The 17031-nt window shown below is 47.5% G+C and carries 8 protein-coding genes and 1 tRNA gene; 8 read left to right on the top strand and 1 reads right to left on the bottom strand.

Going from position 1 to position 17031, the window contains the following annotated elements; all coding sequences use genetic code 11:
* Positions 1 to 165: 165 nt before the first annotated feature.
* Both ACYVUT_RS08950 and ACYVUT_RS08945 read left to right on the top strand, forming a co-directional pair.
* Complete coding sequence (locus tag ACYVUT_RS08950) at positions 166 to 1455, top strand: alpha-amylase family glycosyl hydrolase (RefSeq protein WP_484501899.1); 1290 nt, start codon at positions 166 to 168, stop codon at positions 1453 to 1455.
* Positions 1456 to 1558: 103 nt separating this feature from the next.
* Positions 1559 to 1631: transfer RNA gene (locus ACYVUT_RS08945), tRNA-Thr, on the top strand.
* A gap of 69 nt (positions 1632 to 1700) precedes the next feature.
* On the opposite strand, the gene gap is transcribed toward ACYVUT_RS08945, so the two are convergent.
* A complete protein-coding gene (gap, locus tag ACYVUT_RS08940; RefSeq protein WP_484500677.1) occupies positions 1701 to 2705 on the bottom strand; it encodes a type I glyceraldehyde-3-phosphate dehydrogenase in 1005 nt (334 codons plus the stop codon).
* A gap of 178 nt (positions 2706 to 2883) precedes the next feature.
* Here gap and ACYVUT_RS08935 point away from each other — a divergent pair, with 178 nt between their 5' ends.
* From ACYVUT_RS08935 to ACYVUT_RS08910, 6 genes are all read left to right on the top strand, one after another.
* Positions 2884 to 3717, top strand: a complete 834-nt coding sequence (locus ACYVUT_RS08935) for a helix-turn-helix domain-containing protein (RefSeq protein ID WP_439775526.1) — start codon at positions 2884 to 2886, stop codon at positions 3715 to 3717.
* A gap of 135 nt (positions 3718 to 3852) precedes the next feature.
* Positions 3853 to 4671, top strand: a complete 819-nt coding sequence (locus ACYVUT_RS08930) for an oxidoreductase (protein ID WP_484499364.1) — start codon at positions 3853 to 3855, stop codon at positions 4669 to 4671.
* Positions 4672 to 5082: 411 nt separating this feature from the next.
* Positions 5083 to 14697: a mucin-binding protein gene (locus ACYVUT_RS08925; protein WP_484501898.1), complete on the top strand. Its 9615-nt coding sequence runs from the start codon at positions 5083 to 5085 to the stop codon at positions 14695 to 14697.
* Between the two features lie 168 nt (positions 14698 to 14865).
* Positions 14866 to 15393 carry a hypothetical protein gene (locus tag ACYVUT_RS08920; protein ID WP_484501897.1) on the top strand — a complete coding sequence of 176 codons (528 nt, stop codon included), beginning with the start codon at positions 14866 to 14868 and terminating at the stop codon, positions 15391 to 15393.
* A gap of 16 nt (positions 15394 to 15409) precedes the next feature.
* Complete coding sequence (gene budA / locus ACYVUT_RS08915) at positions 15410 to 16120, top strand: acetolactate decarboxylase (RefSeq protein WP_484501896.1); 711 nt, start codon at positions 15410 to 15412, stop codon at positions 16118 to 16120.
* Between the two features lie 14 nt (positions 16121 to 16134).
* Positions 16135 to 16521 (top strand): YkvA family protein, encoded by a 387-nt coding sequence (locus tag ACYVUT_RS08910; RefSeq protein WP_484501895.1) that lies wholly within the window; start codon positions 16135 to 16137, stop codon positions 16519 to 16521.
* The last annotated feature ends 510 nt before the right edge of the window (positions 16522 to 17031 follow it).

The following is a 17031-nucleotide window of genomic DNA, read 5'->3' as shown; positions in this document are numbered from 1 at the left end:
GAAATTTTCAAGATCTTGTGCTGGAAACGCTAAACATGCTACTAAATCTAGGACGCTTTTTTAAAAAGAGTTACCGGTAACATTGCCGGAAAATGTGAAAGCGCTTAGGAAAACCGCTAAGATAGAAGGGTGAGAAAAAAGTGGCCACAGGCCAAGGAGGAAAAAATGGCTAGCGACACCAAGATCGACTTGCGCAAGCAAATGATTTACAGCATTTTTGTCAGAAACTACTCGCCAGAGGGCAATTTTGAAGGGGTCCGGAAGGATTTGGACCGGATCAAGGATTTGGGGACGGACATCATCTGGCTTTTGCCAATCCAGCCGTCAGGCAAGGAGAAGCGGAAGGGAAGCCTGGGTTCACCATACGCGATTTCCGACTACCGGGCCATCAACCCGGAATACGGGACCATGGAGGACTTCAAGCGCCTGTGCGACGACGTCCACGCCAAGGGGATGAAGATCATCATCGACTGCGTCTACAACCACACTTCACCAGACTCAGTCTTGGCTAAGGAGCACCCGGACTGGTTCTACCACAAGAAAGACGGCAGCTTCGGCAACAAGGTGGGCGACTGGAGCGACGTTATCGACTTAGACTACAGCCATAAGGACTTGTGGCAGTACCAGGCGGAAACTTTGGTCATGTGGGCCAAGTATGTGGACGGCTTCCGCTGCGATGTGGCCCCGATGGTGCCGGTGGACTTCTGGAAGTATGCCAGAGAAGAAGTAGCCAAGGTGCGGCCAGGGGCTATTTGGCTGGCTGAATCCGGTGCCCCGGACTTTATCCGCTTCTTGAGAAGCAAGGGGGCAGTCGGCGGGTCAGATTCTGAGCTCTACCAGGCTTTTGACATGACCTATGACTATGACATTTACCCAGACCTCAGAGCAGCGCTTTTGGGGCAAAAGGACTTGACTGACTACCTGGCTGGTCTTAACCGGCAAGAGGGGGTCTATCCGGAAAACTATGTTAAGGCCCACTTTTTGGAAAACCATGACGTGGTCCGGGCTCACGGGATGATCGATGATCCGGCGTCTTTGCGGGCAATGACGGCCTTTATCTACTTCATGAAGGGGGCCATGCTGGTCTACAATGGGGAAGAAAAAGGGGATGCCCACCACGTGACCCTGTTTGACAAGGACCCGGTTGACTGGAGCGGCGATCTTGACTTGACTGACCTCTTAAAGAAGATGCATGAAATCAAGCAGCTGCCAATCATGGCCAAGGGCAGCTATGAGGCTAAAGAGGTCAGAAAGGGCGTCTTGGAAGCTGTCCACAGCCTGGATGAAGGCGAAGAAGAAGAGCGGTTGATCGGGATTTTTAACACGACCGGCAAGAAGCAGGCGATTCCGACCAAGCTGCCAGAGGGGAGCTACAAGAACCTTTATGATGGCAGCAACGTCCAGGTTTACGAAGGAGTCATGCGGATCGGCGAGATTACCATTATTGAGAAATAAGAGCTGAGAAGGCGGCCTAAAGTAGACAGATTTTTTGCGAGAATTGGCGAAAACTTTTTTGACAAAAGCAGATTGTTTGCTATAATGAAAGAGTTGATAAATTGCCAATTTAGCTCAGTTGGTAGAGCATCTCCCTCGTAAAGAGAAGGTCGTTGGTTCGATTCCAATAATTGGCACTCAGAGTATCAAAGAAGTCCGTTGCAAACGCAGCGGACTTTTTGTTGTTCTTAAAGAGGGATGCAGACTTACAGTTGGGCGAAGTAACGAATAGTGCGCACCATCTGTGAAGTGTATGAATTTTCGTTGTCGTACCAGCTGACGACTTGAACCAGGGTCTTGCCTTCAGGCATTGGGATAGTCTTGGTTTGGGTGGCATCAAAGATTGACCCGGCCCGGGAGTTGATGATGTCTGAAGAAACGATTTCGTCAGTGTTGTAGGCAAAAGATTCAGTTTCACTGGCCTTCATCTTAGCGTTGACTTCTTCAGCGGTGACCACGCCGTCGACTACGGCATCCAGGATAGTGGAAGACCCGGTGGCTACTGGCACTCTTTGGGCTGCCCCAGTCAATTTGCCGTCCAGCTGAGGAATAACCAGGCCGATAGCCTTAGCGGCACCGGAAGATGCAGGTACGATGTTTTGCCCAGCAGCTCTTGACCGGCGCAAAACGCCCTTTCTCTGCGGCCCATCCAAAAGCATTTGGTCACCGGTGTAGGCATGGATGGTGGTCATGACGCCGGCCGTAACGGGAGCCAGTTCGTTCAAGGCTTGGGCCATCGGGGCCAGGCAGTTGGTGGTGCAAGAAGCAGCAGAGATGATCTTGTCGTCAGCTGTCAAAGTTTGGTGGTTGACGTTATAGACGATAGTTGGCAGATCCTTGCCAGCTGGAGCGGAAATGACGACCTTGCGGGCGCCGGCTTGCAGGTGGGCGCTGGCTTTTTCCTTGGAAGTGTAGAAGCCGGTGCATTCCAGCACAACGTCAACGTGTAATTCGCCCCAAGGTAAATTGCTGGCATCTTTTTCAGCGTAGACTGAGATTTCCTGCCCGTTGACGAGAAGGGCATGGTCGTTATATGAAACGTCACCTGGGAACTGGCCGTGGGTAGTATCATATTTCAGCAGGTAGGCCAGCATTTCCGTGCTGGTCAAGTCGTTGATGGCTACTACTTCATAGCCTTCAGCTCCAAACATTTGCCGGAAGGCCAGACGGCCGATTCTGCCGAAACCATTGATGGCAACTTTTACTGACATATTTGTAATCCTCCTTGATTGTTATCCGAATTCCGGCCCGCCGCCGCTTGCTTCATAGTCTGGGAAAGCGGCTTGATTGGCTGGCCTTTACGATTATCATTATACGAACGCGCTGGATGTTTTATAATAAAGAATATGAAAAAAGGAGCTATACAATCTGTCAATTAAGGAGGAAGTCATGCCACAAAAAGACCGCTACAAGGACCGGGTGCTGAATATTGAATTTAAGCCGGTCGCCGCCCTGGAGACGCCCCGGGCTATGAGTCTGGCCTTGCTGACTCATGGCAAGGCGAAAATGAAGATCAATGGCCAATCGGCTACCGTCAAGGCCCCGGCCCTGCTTTTCTTAAATGAGGCCGATCGGGTGACGGCCAGCGGGGATTTCGCGGCCCAATCCTTCAGCTTTGACGAGGCTTTTTTGAAGACGGCTCCGTTCAGCCGTGAGCCGGACCAGGAATTCCATCTGGCGCTCAAGACCGGCCAGCGTCTGTTTGCCAAGGATGCCAGGCAGAAATACTGGGAGCTGCCAAATAAGATCTACGAGCAGATCCGGGAATGGTTCTTTATCATGGGGATGGAGGTGGCAGCCCAGAGCGATGAGTTGTGGTGCTGCAGGATCAAAAAGTACCTGATTCAGATCTTGAGCATGGCGGAGGATTTGAGCGCTTTGACCGCGGAAGACCCGGTCAGCCTGGCTTTGAGCTACATCTATTCGGCTTACTATGAAAAAATCAGCCTGGAGGATCTGACCAGACAAGCCTGCATCAACCGGGTGACTTTGAACCAGCTTTTTAAAGACCGCTTTGGCTGCACGGCCATGGAGTACCTAACCAGGTACCGGATGAAGATTGCCGCGCAGATGCTTACGCACACCGGAATGAAGGTAGCGGAAATTGCTGAGGCGGTCGGCTTTGACTATGATACCTATTTCATCAGGATTTTTACCGCTAAAAAGGGCCTGTCGCCGACTTCTTACCGCCAGCAGACCAGGCAGGCGGCTGAAAGAGTTTGAATGGCACGAATTGATTTTACCCTGGCATCTAGTGATGTTCTGCTTTTTGCTTAGAGCAGATATACTGTAATCATCAAATCAAGAGACGAAGCAGAAATTAAGAAAATAAGCCAAGAGAAAGCTAGGTAAATGAAGATGGAAAAGAAAGTTATTTTGATTACTGGTGCCAGCAGCGGGATGGGTTACGAAACTGCCAAGAAATTAGCTCAGCAGGGCAACAAGGTCTACGGGGCAGCCCGCCGGGTAGAAAAGATGGTGTCTTTGAAGGAATACGGGGTAACCCCAATTCACCTAGACGTGACTGATGAAAGCTCCTGCAGAGAAGCGATTGAAGAGATCATCAACCAGGAAGGCCGCATCGATGTTTTGGTCAACAACGCGGGTTACGGCAGCTATGGCGCGATCGAAGACGTGGACTTGACTGAAGCTAAAAGGCAGTTTGACGTCAACCTCTTTGGTCTGGCAGCTTTGACTAAGGCAGTTTTGCCATACATGCGGGCTCAGCATTTAGGAACCATCATCAACATTTCTTCCATGGGCGGCCGGATTGTTTCCTTCATGGGCGGCTGGTACCACGCGACTAAGTACGCGGTTGAAGCCTTCAGCGACGCCCTGCGGATGGAAACCAAGCAGTTTGGGATCAACGTTGTATTGATTGAGCCAGGCGGCATTAAGACCAACTGGGGCCATATCGCGGCTGATCACCTGGCAGAATCAGCCAAGGGCGGCGCTTATGAAGAGACTGCCAATAAGGTTGCGGCAGGGATGCACAAGCAGTACAGCGGCAACATGATGAGCAACCCAAAGGTTGTGACTCGGGCGATCAGCCGGGCAGTTAACGCTCGCCGGCCACGCCCTCGTTATTTGATTGGTTTTGGGGCCAAGCCATTGGTCTTCGCGCACGCTATTTTGCCAACCAGAGCTTTTGATTTCATTATAACTCACGCATCTTAATATTTGTGAATCCATAAGCAGGTAAGCTTATGGATTTTTATTTTTTACTTAGATTTTGCATGAAAATCATTAGTGTAACCGGTTAACAAAGAAATGAAAAGGCGGTAAAATAGACTTAAATAGGATAAGCATGTACTTAAGACATAGCTAACTCGTGGTGAATTAAATAATGATGACTATTTTATCTTAGGTATAGTAAGCTATTCTAAATTTGAAGAAAAAAGTTTAGTGAGAAATTATGACGAGAGAGAGGGATGCAGAAATTTTATGACTAAATGTGTGTACTTCTGTGTGGAAAATATAGGCTATAGAGTTGGCTAATTGCTCAATACAATTTGGATGAGTGATGGCAAGTGAACCTGTTGTGAGCTATTTCTAGAAAATGGCTAGTTTTGTCTAAGAGGTGTAAGCATGTTATCAAAGAACAATCGGCATCTTCAAGAACAACGAATGAGCGACTCCAAGCAGCGTTTTAGTATCAGAAAATACAGCTTTGGTGCCGCTTCAGTTTTGCTGGGCTTGTCTTTTTTGACTTATGCTTGGGGGAGTCCTGTATCAGCGGATACGACAGACCAGTCGGCAGTAACGGTTACTGAGACTAAGGTGACGAGCACGGATAAGGCAAGTAGTGCTCAGACGACTGCAGCTAGTGAAGCTACTGTTTCTACGGCGACTAGCGAAGCAAGCAGCAATGCGACTGGTGAAGCAGCAAGTACGGCCAGCGAAGCTGTAAACTCAACCGCGACTAGTGAGTCAGCAGCGGCAGAAACGACTCTAAGCAGTGAAACTGCAAGTAAGGAAACGGTGACTAGTGAAGCGGCTAAGGAGAGCACCGCAACTAGTGAAGCAAGTAAGACCAGCACTGCAACGAGTGAAGCTAGTGAAAAGGCAAGTACGGCTATCAGTGAAAGCACGACTCCAGCCACGGCCACCAGCGAAGAAAATAGTCAAGAGCAAACGGCCACTAGCGAAACAGCTGACGCTAATGCTTTGACTGCTTCTAAGGTGGCTAAGGCTTCAGCACTTAAGTCAGTAAAGTTGGCAGCGGCTACTACGGCTACGACTGACACCACAACTTCTACGGATGATGCGGCTTCTTCAAGCGGTGAGATTACTACTGAAGGCAAAGCAAAGGGGCTGACTGACAGCGATGTTGATCCAGCGATGAGTGATGCCAAAGGGGCAAGTCTGTTACTTGACAACTCTGCAAAAAAGATTCCTAGTGGCTACAAGGCTGACCCAACTGAGGGACGTTACACTTTTGGGATTCTTAGCTTAGGGCCAATTAATCAATCTGGCTATACCAGCTATAACCAAACGTATAATGTCAATTACTACATCCGGGTATCAACGGCTGCTAAAGCTACCAATGGGGTATATGATGATACTGTTTATATTCAATTGGTTGACGCTGATCAAGACACAGTTCTTTGGGAAAGCTCAGCCAAGCCGGGTGATTTAAACAAGACCATTGATGCATTAAATTCTACAAACGGTAATCCGTTCCAATACTCATATGCAGAAAATGTTGTCAATGGTGTAACTACAAAGGCTATTAAATTTGATGCCAGCCCAATTGATGCTAATAATGGTCCAATGTACTCTACGGCTGTATATCAAGCAGACAGCGATAATCAAACTTCTGGGACCTCTATCAGTTTCAATTATCCGGATGCAAGTACTATTGAAACACGCTACATTGCAAAGGACGCTGCCGGTAACGAAACTGTATTAGCAACATACGATGAAACCGGTAGACCGGGTTCAATCTATACCGCGTCAGGTCTGCGTAAGTTCGTTGGTTATGACTTGGTATCCGTCCCTTCTGAAACAACTAGCACTTTAAAGCGTAGCTATACAGTCGGTGATCTTTTAGTTCCAACTCCAAGAAAGTATTCAAATTACATTCAAATGGTTCGGACGAGTTTGATCACGAGTACTGACGGTAGTAGCATTATCAGTATTCGCATGGCTCTAAATGGTGCGAGCCTTGATGATATTAATAATCCTGACGTTTGGAAGGTTGTCTTTACTAGTGAAGAGCTGAAGCCTGGTGAATGGTCTACTACTGGTAATAATCTTGCAAATTATAATGGTTCTCACGAAAAGGGAGCATTTGCTATTCCAGACGAAGCGGTCAAGGCTGCTGGCTTTACCGATGAGCAAATGGTGGGCAAGTACGTATTTAACTGGTTATTGCTCAACATTAACCCAGAAGGTCAATCTCCAGTTGACTACTACTACGCTCCACGAGGCCAAGTACGAGTAAACTACGTAACTAGTGATGGTACGGCAATCAAAACGCCAGTCACTGCGTATAAGAATTCTGATACTGGCACGGCATATGATGTAACCGGCTCAACTTACAGACCAGCAACCATTACTGTGAACGGTAAGACTTATCGTTATGTTAAGAGTGACAAGTCTTTGGGGACTGCAGGAACGACTGACGTCAATGGCTATACTTACACTTTGACCCCATCAGACGCTACTGGTACGATCATTTCCAACACGGTTAACGACGTTTACTACGTATACGAACAGGTTAAATATCACACTGAAGCAGGTGATTCTAAGACAGTAACTCGGACGATCAAATACTATGACAGTGTGACTGGCAACCCGATTCCAGAGAACTTAGAGCCGACGGTTAAACAGAGCGTAACGTTGACTGGAAACAAGATCTACGATGACCAAAACAACTTCATTGGTTATGGTACCGTTTCAGCTGATGGTTCAAGTTACACGATTGAACAGAAAACCTGGACTCAACAGGACTCTGCAAATCTGTCAGACTACGGCTACACTGCACCAGACAGAGCTTCAATTGCTGCGGTAACGGTTGATCACAATACTACCGATGTGACGGAAAAGGTATACTATGGCCACCAGACTACGCCGGTAAAGCCAACGGATCCGAAGACTACTACTGACAAGATTAACCCTAAGGGTGATGTGACTTATCCAGATGGCGTGTCAAAGAATGACTTGAATGCTAGTGTAACTCGGACTATCAACTACGTTGACGAAGACGGCAACGCAGTTAACGGTTCGCCAGATGGTACTAGCTCATACGAACAAACTGCTGAATTCACTCGGACTGCTATCGTTGACAAGGTAACTGGCAAGATCCTTGGTTACGACACTAACAACGATGGCAAGGTCGACACTGAAAGTGCAGACCGTGCATGGATGCCAACCGAAAAGACTTTGGCGGCGGTTGATTCGAAGAAGCCTAGCGAAGTAGGCTACGACAATGTCGACAAGTCTACTGTTGAATCACTCGTAGTTACGCCAGATCAAGCTGTTACTCCTGTTACCGTAACTTACAGCAACAACCCTGTTTCAGGCACGATTAAGTACATTGACGATACTACCGGTAAAGAACTTGACAGCGACAATTTGAAGGCTGGTAAGATCGGTTCAGTCATCGACTACAAGACTGAAGACGAGATTAAGAGCTACGAAGCTCAAGGCTATGAACTTGTTTCAAACAATTTTACTGATGGTACGCAAACCTATGCTAAGACTGGCAACGACTTTGTTGTTCACTTGAAGCACGCAACTGAAGAAAAAACAACTTATAGGGATGCAACTCAAACTATCCACTACGTTGGTGCTGGTGATAAGACTCCAGCTGACAAGGTTCAAACTCAGAAGAATGCCTTTAGCAAGACTGACACGATTGATAAGGTAACTGGCGAAGTAACCAAGAGCACTGGTTGGACTGGCACTAAGACTTTTGGTACTGAAGATACTCCAGTAGTTGACGGATACCACGCAGACAAGAAGGCTGCTGGTGGTTTGACCGCAACTGTCGATAACCCAGATGTAGAAGCAACCGTAACCTACACTCCAAACGGCAAGCTGGTCCCAGTTGATGAAGACGGCAAGCAAATCCCAGGTACTGACACGCCAACTTACACGACTGATCCAACAGACCCAACCAAGGTCTTGGATCCAACTGTTCCAGACGTAGATGGCTACACGCCGAAGAGCAACAAGGTTGGCGACAAGGTAACTCCAGAAGATCCATCCAAGGATACTGAAGTGCCTTATGTTCAAGTTGTAACTGGTACCATCAAGTACGTTGATGATATTACTGGTCAAACCTTAAGCAGCGAAGATCTTGAAAAGGGTACTGTAGGTTCAACTATCAACTACACTACTGCAGACAAGATCAAGAAATACGAAGCTAAGGGCTACGCGCTCGTTTCAAACAACTTTACTGATGGTACTCAAACTTATGCTAAGACAGGCAATGACTTTGTTGTTCACTTGACCCACCAAACTGTCCCAGTAACGCCAGAAGATCCGAAGAACCCAGGCGAGCCGATCATTCCTGGCGGGGATGTAACTTACCCAGCAGGCTTGACTGAAAAGGACTTGAAGGATACTGTTACCCGGACGATTGTCTACATTGACGATAAAGACAATGCGGTTAATGGTTCACCTGATGGTACCAGCAGATATGAACAAACTGCAGAATTCGCTCGGACCGCTATTGTCGATAAGGTAACTGGTGAGATCCTCGGTTACGATACTGATGGTGATGACAAAGTTGATACCACCAAAGCCGATCAAGCATGGACGCCAACTAAGAAGACCTTGTTAGAGGCTCAATCAAAAGATCCAAAGTTATTGGGCTACGATGAGGTTGATACTCCTGTTGTTCCGGATCTGGTAGTTACTCCAGGTCAAGGGGATAGTGTGGTTACTGTAAAATACAGTAAGATCACGTACACGCTCAAGGATGAAGAAACTAAGACTGTTACTAGAACTATCAACTACGTTGACTCAGTAACTGGCAAGGCAATTCCATCAGAACTTGAACCTTCAGTAACTCAAACTGCTACTTTGACCCGGTCAGTAATTTATGACAGCAAGGGCAACAAGATTGGTTACGGTACTGTCTCAGCAGATGGCACTAGCTTCACCCTTGACGATAACTACAAGGTTACTGGATCTTGGGATGAACAAAAGTCAGCTGATCTGTCCAGTCATGGCTATACTGCTCCAGACAAAGAAACTGTAGCAGCTGTAAATGTTGATGGCTCAACCAAGGACACTGTAGTGACTGTATACTATGGCCACCAAACTGTTCCGGTAACACCAGAAGATCCTAAGAATCCAGGCGAGCCGATCATCCCTGGCGGGGATGTAACTTACCCAGACGGCTTGACTGAAAAAGACTTGAGAAATACTGTTACCCGGACTATCGAGTACGTTGACGCTAAGGGCAGACCAGTTAACGGTTCACCAGACGGTAAGAGCTCATACGTACAAAGCGTAACGTTTGAGCGGACTGCTATCGTTGATAAGGTAACCGGTGAGATTCTCGGTTACGACACCAATGGTGACGGCAAGGCTGACACTGATGATGCTAACCGTGCTTGGAAGCCATTGAGTGCGGATCTTAGTGAAGTTAAGTCAACTGATCCAAAGACTCTTGGCTTTGACCATGTTGACAAGGACACTGTAGCTAAGGAAACTGTAGTGCCAGGCCAAGCTGACTTGACTGAAAAGGTTGTCTACAGCAATAACCCGATGGTTGTATCTGGTACGATCAAGTACATTGACGATACGACAAAAGTCACTCTTGATGAAGATGCTCTGCCAAGCGGTGAGGTTGGTTCAAAGATCAACTACACTACTGCAAAGGAAATAGAATACTACGAAAACAAGGGCTACGAACTGGTTTCTAACGACTTCACAGACGGCAGCACAGTTTACGCTAAAGAAGGCAACAACTTTGAAGTTCACCTGAAGCACAAGACTCAGACCATCACGCCAAATGACCCGAACCCAGTAACTCCAGGTAACCCGATCAACCCTAATGACCCGAACAGTCCAGTTTATGGTGAAGAAACTGACCGGAAGAACCTGGTTAAGGACGCTACCCAAACCATTCACTACGTAGGTGCAGGTGACAAGACTCCAGCTGACAAGGTTCAAACTCAAAAGGAAGCCTTCACGCGGACAGTTACGATCGATAAGGTAACTGGCAAGGTAATCTCAACTAGCGAATGGGAAGGCAGCAAGACCTTCGGCTTTGAAGATACTCCGGTAGTTGAAGGCTACCACGCCGACAAGAAGAGTGAAGGTGGCTTGACTGCAACTCCGGATAATCCAGATGTTGAAGCAACTGTAACTTACACGCCAAATGGCAAGCTGATCCCAGTTGACGAAGAAGGTGTTCACATTAAGGACACTGATACGCCAACTTACAAGACTGATCCAACTGACCCAACCAAGGTGGTGGACCCAACTGTTCCAGAAGTTGAAGGCTACCAGCCAAGAGACAACAAGGTTGGTGATAAGGTAACGCCGAAGAATCCAGCTAAGGATACTGAAGTTGTTTACGTTAAGACTCCGGAAACTAAATACGGCTTGACTGAGAAGTTTGTCGACGTAGACGGCAATGAACTTGCGCCAAGCGAATCCAAGGGTACTGAATACAAGACTGGTGACAAGTACGACGTAACTAAGGATGCCAAGGTAATTAACGGCTACGTTCTGGTTGACACGGATGAAACGACTGGTACTTTTGACAAGAGTGACAAGACTGCTACCTTCATCTACAAGAAAGTTGGTAAGATTATCCCTGTAGATCCAAATAACAACCCGATCCCAGGTGCTGAAACTCCAAGCTACAAGAATGACCCAGATGATCCAACTAAGGTAACTCCAAACGAACCAACTCCAACGGTTCCAGGTTGGACGACTAATGTTCCAAACGTAACTCCAGAAGATCCAACCAAGGATAAGCCAGTTGTCTACACTCAAGATAAGTATGGTTTGACTGAGAAGTTCGTCGATGTAGACGGCAACGAACTTGCGCCAAGCGAAAGCAAGGGTACTGAGTACAAGACTGGTGACAAGTACGACGTAACTAAGGATGCTAAGGTAATTACTGGCTACGTTCTGGTTGATACGGATGAAACGACTGGTACTTTCGACAAGAGTGACAAGACTGCTACCTTCATCTACAAGAAGGTCGGCAAGATTATCCCTGTAGATCCAAATAACAACCCAATTCCAGGAGCCGACACGCCAAGCTACAAGAACGACCCAGATGACCCGACTAAGGTGACTCCAAACGAACCAACTCCAGGCGTTCCAGGTTACAAGACTGATGTTCCAAACGTAACTCCGGATGACCCGACTAAGGATACTCCGGTTCCTTACACCAAGAACGAAACCCCAGAAACCAAGTACGGCCTGCTTGAAAAGTTTGTTGACGAAGAAGGCAATGAACTTGCAGAAAGCGTCGACAAGGGCAGCGACTACAAGACTGGCGATAAGTACGACGTAACTAAGGACGCTAAGGTGATCACTGGCTACGTATTGGTCAAGACGGAAGGGACGACTGGTACCTTCACGGATAGTGGCAAGCTTGCTGTCTTCACCTACAAGAAGGTCAACAAGATTATTCCAGTAGATCCAAATGGCAACCCAATTCCGGGCGCTGACACGCCAACTTACGAGAACGATCCAGATGATCCAACTAAGGTAACTCCAAATGAACCAACTCCAACGGTTCCAGGTTGGAATACTGATGTACCAAATGTAACGCCAGAAGATCCAACCAAGGATACTCCGGTTGTCTACACTCAGGATAAGTACGGCTTGACTGAGGAGTTCGTGGACGAAGAAGGCAATGAACTTTCACCAAGCGAATCCAAGGGTACTGAGTACAAGACTGGTGACAAATACGACGTAACCAAGGATGCCAAGGTAATCACTGGCTACGTATTGGTTAAGACGACTGATACGACTGGTACCTTCGAAAAGAGTGACAAGACTGCAGTCTTCACTTACAAGAAGCTTGGTAAGATTGTTCCAGTAGATCCAAAGGGTAACCCAATCCCAGGCGCAGACACTCCGACCTACAATAACGATCCAGAAGATCCATCTAAGGTAGTTCCTAACGAGCCAACTCCTTCTGTCCCAGGCTACAAGACCAACGTTCCAAATGTAACTCCGGAAGATCCGACTAAGGACACTCCGGTTCCTTACACTAAGAACGAAACTCCAGCAGCTAAGTACGGCTTGACTGAGAAGTTCGTGGACGTAGATGGCAACGAACTTTCACCAAGCGAAAGCAAGGGGACTGAGTACAAGTCTGGTGACAAGTACGACGTAACCAAGGATGCCAAGGTAATCACTGGCTACGTATTGGTTAAGACGACTGATACGACTGGTACTTTCGAAAAGAGTGACAAGACTGCAGTCTTCACTTACAAGAAGCTTGGCAAGATCGTCCCAGTAGATCCAAATGGCAACCCAATCCCAGGCGCTGACACGCCAACTTACAAGAACGACCCAGATGATCCATCTAAGGTGGTTCCAAACGAGCCAACTCCAACTGTCCCAGGCTACAAGACTGATGTTCCTAATGTAACTCCAGAAGATCCGACTAAGGATACTCCGGTTCCTTACACGAAGAACGAAACTCCAGCAGCTAAGTACGGCTTGACTGAGAAGTTTGTGGACGAAAACGGCAATGATCTTGTACCTAGTGAAAGCAAGGGCACTGACTACAAGTCTGGCGACAAGTACGACGTGACTAAGGATGCCAAGGTAATCACTGGCTACGTATTGGTTAAGACGACCGACACGACTGGTACCTTCACTGATGGCAACAAGACTGCCGTCTTCACTTACAAGAAACTTGGTAAGATCGTTCCAGTAGATCCAAAGGGCAACCCAATCCCAGGCGCCGACACGCCAACTTACAAGAACGACCCAGATGACCCATCTAAGGTGGTTCCAAATGAGCCAACTCCATCTGTACCAGGCTACAAGACTGATGTTCCAAATGTAACTCCAGAAGATCCGACTAAGGACACTCCGGTTCCTTACACTAAGAACGAAACTCCAGCAGCTAAGTACGGCTTGACTGAAAAGTTCGTGGACGAAAACGGCAATGATCTTGTACCAAGCGAATCCAAGGGCACTGACTACAAGTCCGGCGATAAGTACGACGTTACTAAGGATGCCAAGGTAATCACTGGCTACGTATTGGTTAAGACGACCGATACGATTGGTACTTTTGGTGACAGCGACAAGACTGCAGTCTTCACCTACAAGAAGATCGGTAAGATTGTTCCAGTAGACAAGGACGGTAACCCAATTCCAGGTGCTGATACGCCAACTTACAAGAACGACCCAGATGACCCATCTAAGGTGGTTCCAAATGAGCCAACTCCATCTGTACCAGGCTACAAGACTGATGTTCCAAATGTAACTCCAGAAGATCCGACTAAGGATACTCCTGTTCCTTACACGAAGAACGAAACTCCAGCAGCTAAGTACGGCTTGACTGAGAAGTTCGTGGACGAAAACGGCAATGATCTTGTGCCTAGTGTATCCAAGGGCACTGACTACAAGTCCGGTGACAAGTATGATGTAACTAAAGACGCCAAGGTAATCACTGGCTACGTATTGGTTAAGACGACCGACACGACTGGTACTTTTGGTGACAGCGACAAGACCGCAGTCTTCACCTACAAGAAGATCGGTAAGATCGTTCCAGTAGACAAGGACGGCAACCCAATTCCAGGTGCTGAAACTCCAAGCTACAAGAACGATCCAAGCGATCCATCCAAGGTGCTTCCAAATGAACCAACGCCAGATGTCTTAGGCTACACGACTGACGTTTCAAAGGTAACTCCGAAAGACCCAACCAAGGATACTCCTGTTCCTTACACTAAGAGCGTGACTCCATCCAAGCCAAGCAGCAACAAGCCGGGCAAGAAGGGGGCGCCATCCGCGCCAACTGGTCCAAATAGTCCAACTCTGCCTGGCAAGAAGGGCAAGACCGCTCCAGCTACTCCGAACGCTACTGCCTTCTCAACTGGCTCAAGCAAGCAAACTGCTAGTCTGAAGCAAAACGCGCAAGCCAAACTGCCGCAGACCGGTGAAGCAACTGACAAGTCCCGTGCTCTGTCAGTCCTCGGCCTCGGCGTAATGGCCTTGACCGCTCTGCTCGGCCTCGCTATCGACAAGAAACGCAAGAATTAATCTCTTTCTTTAAAAAAGCTAACTGCTTTTCAAGACGTGATTCTGTTTTTTAACAGGTCACGTCTTTTTTCGTCTTTTTCCTGTTTTTTCGCAGGCTTAACATATTTAGGATTGACAAAAGAGCTTTAAAGCATAACTATGTAATTTAAGAAAGGCGGGGTGATAAAAATGACTGACTACAACAATGAATACGACAACGACTACCTGGAAGACCTGGAGATTGATCCTAGCGAAATCCTGAGCTACAGCATCTCTGAAAGACTTGCTGGCTTAAGCGGAGAGGAAAAAGCTGCCTTCTGGCGCTCCTTTTACCAGCAGGCCCGGCAGATGCACCGCTTCTTTATCGATAGCGCTGACCTCCGGGAAAACTTTGACGTCGACGTCATTTACAATCGCCGCAACCAAGACGCGGTCTACCAGGCGATCCCTGCTGGCTGCAGAAAAGATGGACCTTGCCTGCTTCTGCAGGGTGTGATCGATGACTATACTTTCTCAGAAGATGACACTCTGGAAAGCCGCCAGTCCCTTTTTATCCCCGAGAACGAATCTGCCTTCGTCTATGAGCTGAACACTGACGCTGGCTTGATCGACCTCTTCGCCTTGACCTACCAGCAGAATAGTCACGCCCTGGAGGCCCTTGGCTTTAACTTGAAGCACCGCCAGCAGATTCACCATGCCGGCGAACTTGATTACTAGTTTTTAGGAGGAAAAAATGAGCAAGGAAGCAAAACTTTTCCAGCACGGCACCTTAGCTATGCTGGTCGCTGGCCTCTTTGACGGGACCATGTCTCTCGAAGAATTACTGAATCATGGCGATAGCGGAATCGGCACCTGCAGCGGCCTGGACGGTGAAATGGTCATCCTTGACGGCACAGCCTATACCATCCGCCGGGACGGGACCGTCGAAGCCCTGTCCGGCAACATCAAAACGCCCTTTGCCTGTGTCCACTTTGACCAGAAAAGTCCTGGCCAAAAGGTAAGTGGCTTATCTTTGCCAGAACTTGAAGCCTATCTGAAAGGGCAGGGGATGAACAATATCTTCTATGCCGTTAAACTCACCGGCACTTTTGCCAAAATGAAGACCCGGACCGTCTTCAAGCAGGAAAAGCCATACCCAGGCTTAACTGAAGTTGCTGACCAGCAGGCCATCTTTGAAGGTAAAAACACGACTGGCACCTTAATCGGCTACTACGCTCCCGACCTCTACCAGGGGATTGCTTCCAGTGGTTTCCACCTCCACTATTTAAGTGGCGACCATGCCTTAGGCGGGCACGTTCTGGACCTAGAGCTAGCTGAAGGCGAGCTCAGCCTTACGCCTTTTAGTGACTTTAACCTCCACCTGCCAACTAGCAACGCCGACTTCATGCAGGCCGATTTTGACCTCGCCAGCTTGGGTGATCAGATCAAGCAGGCTGAACATTAAAGCGAAAGGATATCATGAAGAAAAAGCTCCAAGCCCTGGCCGCCAGAGTCAAAGTTGAACTCCCGGCCCTCTTTCTCGCCCTTAAAGACCGGCGGACCTCCTGGCTGGCCAAGCTCCTTGCCTTCTTGACCGTGGCCTATGCCTTGTCACCCGTCGACCTAATCCCTGATTTTATCCCGGTCCTGGGCTATCTGGACGATCTCTTGATCCTGCCCCTTTTAGCTGCTTTGACCATTAAACTGATTCCCGCAGACGTCTGGCAGGACTGTCTGGACAAGAGCCAGGGGATGTGGGAGAGCGGAAAACCGAAGAAATGGTACTATGCCTTGCCGATTATTATTTTCTGGTTATTCATCCTATTTTGGATTGGAAAAATGGTCTACCAGGGACTTAATAACTAAATGATTAACAAAGCCGCCAGCCTTAGCCGGCGGCTTTTCATTTTATATCCCTTACTGGCGCTCGTTATTTGTTTATCAGATTCGGAATGTACAAAATCCTTGTTGAAACAGTATTGAAAGAATGTAATAATTTTAGAAAAAAGAAATACGATACAAGTATATGAAAAAGACCCAGCCTTTAAATGGCAAAGAACATAATATTCACAATATAGAAAGCGCTTTAAATTGTTTTAGCAATCAAATGAAAGCAAAATAAGAATATGGTATCATTTATTTGTAAAACTACACACTTTATAAGCTGCTCGAATCGTTCGATTTTTCGACCAAAAAATAAGCGTGAAGCTAGATGGAATCTAGTTTTGGCAGAAAGAAAACGTTTTTTTGAGAAATGTCATTTTTTATACTGAAAAATACCAAAAAAGGCTTATAATGTAAGTAGGCGAAAAACGCTTACAGCGTTGACGCGAAAATGATTTGATGTCTTTATGAATAAATGGTGATGTTTTTATA

This window comes from Lactobacillus sp. WILCCON 0059, assembly GCF_057197985.1.
Note: the sequence above shows the minus strand (reverse complement) of the source record. Positions and strands in the feature narration are given on the sequence as shown.